The organism is Streptomyces otsuchiensis (assembly GCF_004305975.1).
Classification (GTDB): Bacteria; Actinomycetota; Actinomycetes; order Streptomycetales; family Streptomycetaceae; genus Streptomyces; species Streptomyces otsuchiensis.
In genome coordinates this window covers 1-4,204 of the sequence record NZ_BHZI01000392.1, presented here as the reverse complement: position 1 = coordinate 4,204, position 4,204 = coordinate 1, and the positions used below count along the sequence as shown (strand labels likewise).

At 75.0% G+C, this 4,204-nt stretch carries 1 protein-coding gene; it reads left to right on the top strand.

The genetic code is table 11. From position 1 onward, the window contains the following. Positions 1 to 24: 24 nt before the first annotated feature. Positions 25 to 4,204, top strand: a 4,180-nt coding sequence (locus E0D90_RS24135) for an SDR family NAD(P)-dependent oxidoreductase (RefSeq protein WP_307721173.1), incomplete at its 3' end; no start/stop codon positions are given.

The window sequence follows — 4,204 nt, the reverse complement described above, 5'->3', positions numbered from 1 at the left end:
ATCGGTGAGCTGGCCGCCGCGCATGTGGCGGGGGTGTTGTCGCTGGATGACGCGTGCGCTTTGGTGTCGGCGCGTGGGCGGTTGATGGATGCCCTGCCTGAGGGTGGGGCGATGCTGGCGGTGGAGCTGCCTGAGGGCGAGTTGGAACTGCCGGACGGGGTGGACCTCGCGGCGGTCAACGGGCCGACCTCGGTGACAGTTTCGGGCGCGGCGGACGCGATCGAGGCGCTGGAGAAGGAGCTTCGGTCGCGGGAGGTGCGAGTCAAGCGGCTGGCCGTCTCGCACGCGTTCCACTCGTCGCTGATGGAGCCGATGCTGGACGAATTCACCGCTGTGGCGGAGTCGTTGACGTACCAGGCCCCGCGGATCCCGGTCCGTACCACGGCGCCGGGCGCCATCGACACCCCGGCCTACTGGGTGGGACAGGTGCGGCAGCCGGTCCGTTTCGCGGACGCTGTGCGCCAGGCCCATGACACCGGTGTCGGCGTGTTCCTCGAACTCGGCCCGGACGGTGTGCTCTCCGCCCTCGTCCCGCACCTCACCGAGGACACGGCCGCCGTCCCCGCCCTGCGCTCCGGCCACGACGAGCACACCGCACTGCTGCGTGCCCTCGCCTGTGTCCACGCGCGCGGTGCGGACCTCGACCGGGCCGCCGCGTTCGCGCGCGGTGGTGGGCGGCGTGTCGCGCTGCCCCTGTACGCCTTCGCCGCCGACCACTACTGGCCCTCCGGCGTCTCCTGGGCGGGCGATGTCGCGTCCGCCGGTCTCGGTGTCACCGATCACCCGCTGCTGGGTGCGGGCGTCGCGCTCGCGGAGGACGACGGCTACCTCTTCACCGCCCGGATCTCGAAGGCTGCCCAGCCGTGGCTGGCGCAGCACCGGGTGCACGGCCGGATCGTGGTGCCCGGCACGGCGTTCGTGGACCTCGCGGTGCGGGCCGGTGAGCAGGCGCGGACCGAGCAGCTGGACGAGCTGGTCCTGGAAGCGCCGCTGATCGTCCCCGAGGACGGCGCCGTGCAGGTGCAGCTGGCCGTGGGCGCGGCTGACGACGAGGGCCGGCGAACCCTCACCGTGCACTCCCGGCGCGAGGACGGGGGCACGTTCGACGGCTGGCCGGACCGTCCCTGGAGCCGGAACGCCAGTGGCGTTCTCGCCCCCCGGCCCCAGACCGTCACCGAGGACCCCGACCTGGTCGGCGTATGGCCGCCCCAGGACGCCGCGCCCACCGACCCGGACGCGCTCTACGAGCGGCTCGCGGCCGCCGGACTGGAGTACGGCGAACTGTTCCGCGGCGTATCGGCCGCGTGGACGCGTGGTGCGGACGTCTTCGCCGAACTCACGCTGCCGGAGAGCGCCGCCGCCGGCTTCGGGCTGCACCCGGCGCTGCTCGACGCCGCGCTCCAGTCGGCCGCCGTACAGGGGGACGGCACCGAGACCGGTCTGCCCTTCTCCTGGTCCGGGGTGACGCTCTGGGCGTCCGGGGCGACCCTCCTGCGTGCCCGGGTCTCACCCGCGGACGACGGTGACGGTCTCCGGGTGCGGGCGGTCGATCCGGCCGGCAGCCCGGTCGTCACCGTGGAGCGTGTCGTCACTCGGCCCGCACCGGCCTTCACCGACGAGGCGCCCCAGCCCGACGACCTCTACCGGCTGGAGTGGACCCCGGTCCCGGCCGCTGGAGAAGTGCCCGCCGAGTTCGCGCAGTTCGGTGGGGGCGAGCCGCTCGTCGACCGGGCGGGCACGCTCGACGACCTGGCCGACAGCGGCCGGGTCCCCACTCATCTGGTGCTTTCCGCCTGCCCGGACGCGCACGCCCCCGGCGGCGCGCACACATCCGCCGACGCAGAGGCCGTGCTGGCGCGCACCACCGAGGTGCTCGGACAGCTGCGGTCGTGGCTCGGCGACGAGCGGTACGCGGGCAGCAGCCTGATCGTGGCCACCCGTGGCGCGGTGCAGGCGGACCCCGCCGACACCGTGCCCGATGTGGCGGGGGCCGCCGTATGGGGCCTGGTGCGCTCGGCGCAGTCCGAGCACCCCGGCCGGATCGTGCTGGTCGACCTGGACAGCTCCGCCGGCGACGCCGCCCGGGCGCTCGCCCTCTGCGTCGCCTCCGGTGACCCGCAGACCGCCGTGCGCGGGGAGACCGTACTCGCGGCACGGCTGACGGCCGCGGACCGCGGCCTCGTGCCGCCCCCCGGCGGTGCGTGGCGGGTGGGAGTGCCGGAGCGCGGTGCGGTGGAGAACGTGGCGCTGCTCGCGGCGCCGGACGCGGTGGCGGAGCTGGCGCCGGGTCAGGTCCGGGTGGAGGTGCGCGCGGCGGGGGTGAACTTCCGCGACGTGCTGAACGTGCTCGGGATGTACCCGGGTGAGGTGCTGGTGGGAGGCGAAGCCGCCGGTGTGGTGGTGGAGGCCGGCCCCGGGGTGTCCCGCTGTGCGGTGGGGGACCGGGTGATGGGGTTCTTCGACGGTGCGATGGGCCCGGTGGCGGTGACCGATGAGCGGCTGCTGGCTCAGCTGCCGCACGGGTGGAGCTTCGCGGAGGCGGCGGCCGTGCCGATCGCCTTTGTGACGGCGTACTACGGCTTGGTGGATCTGGCGGGGCTGTCGGCCGGCGAGTCGGTGCTGGTGCACGCGGCGGCCGGTGGCGTCGGGATGGCGGCGGTGCAGTTGGCGCGCCATCTGGGCGCGGAGGTGTACGGGACGGCGTCGCCGGCGAAGTGGGGGGCCACGGGGCTGGACGCGGAGCATCTCGCGTCGTCGCGGGATCTGGCGTTCGAGGGTGCGTTCAGGGAGCGGACCGCCGGGCGCGGCGTGGATGTGGTGCTCAACGCGTTGGCCGGTGAGTTCGTGGACGCCTCGGCGCGGCTGTTGGTGCCCGGGGGACGGTTCGTGGAGATGGGCAAGGCGGACATCCGGGAGGAGGACGCGTTCGCCGGGCGCGGTTACCGGGCGTTCGACCTGCAGGAGGCGGGACCGGAGCGGATCGGGGAGATCCTGGCCGAGGTCCTGGGGCTGTTCGCCGCCGGAACGCTGGCGCTGCCGCCGGTGCGGGTCTTCGACGTGCGGCGTGCGCCGGAGGCGTTCCGTTTCGTGAGCCAGGCCCGGCACGTGGGCAAGGTCGTGCTGTCGGTGCCCGCCGCGTGGAACGCGGAGGGCACGGTACTGGTGACCGGTGGCACGGGCGCGCTCGGCGCCCTCACCGCCCGGTACCTGGTCACCGAACACGGCGTGCGCCACCTGTTGCTGGCCGGACGGCGGGGAGCGGAAGCCGACGGCGCCGCCGAGCTGAGCGCCGAACTGACCGCCCTGGGCGCCGAGGTCACCGTCGCGGCCTGCGATGTCACCGACCCCACGGCGCTGAAGGCGCTGCTCGCCGAAGTCCCCGAGCGGCATCCGCTCACCGCCGTGGTGCACGCCGCCGGCATCCTCGACGACGGCCTGGTCGAGTCGCTCACGGAGGACCGGCTCGGGGCCGTGCTCGCGCCCAAGACCGCGGCCGCCGCACTGCACGAGGCGACGGCCGGCGCCGACCTGGCCGCGTTCGTCCTGTACTCCTCGATGTCCGGGACCTTCGGCAGCCCCGGGCAGGCCAACTACGCGGCGGCCAACGCCTACCTGGACGCCCTCGCCCGTCACCGGCACGCCCGCGGACTGCCCGCGCTCTCCCTCGCCTGGGGCCCCTGGGCCGGTGCCGGCGGCATGGCCGACGCGCTCACCGAGTCCGAGGCGGCCCGCATCAGCCGCTCCGGATTCCCCCCGTTGAGCCCCGAGCGCGGCCTCGGCCTGCTGGAGACCGCCCTGGCGCTGCCCGACCCGGCGCTGCTTCCCACCGTGCTGGACACCGCCCGGCTCGCCGCCTCCCCGGCGACGCTGCCCCCGCTGCTGCACGGACTGGTCCGGCCCGCGCGGCGGGTCGCCGACCGTTCCGTCGCCCCGGGCGGCCTCGCCGAGCGGCTGCGCGGGCTGTCCGCGGAGGACAGGGTCCGCACCACGCTCGACCTGGTCCGCGGCCAGGTGGCGTCGGTACTCGGCTTCACCTCGCCGGACGCGGTCGACCCGACACGGCCGTTCAAGGACCTCGGCTTCGACTCGCTGACCTCGGTGGAGCTGCGCAACCGAATCGGCCAGACCGCCGGCCGCAGGCTGCCCGCGACCCTGGTCTTCGACCACCCGACGCCCGAGGCACTGGCCACCCATCTCGTCACGG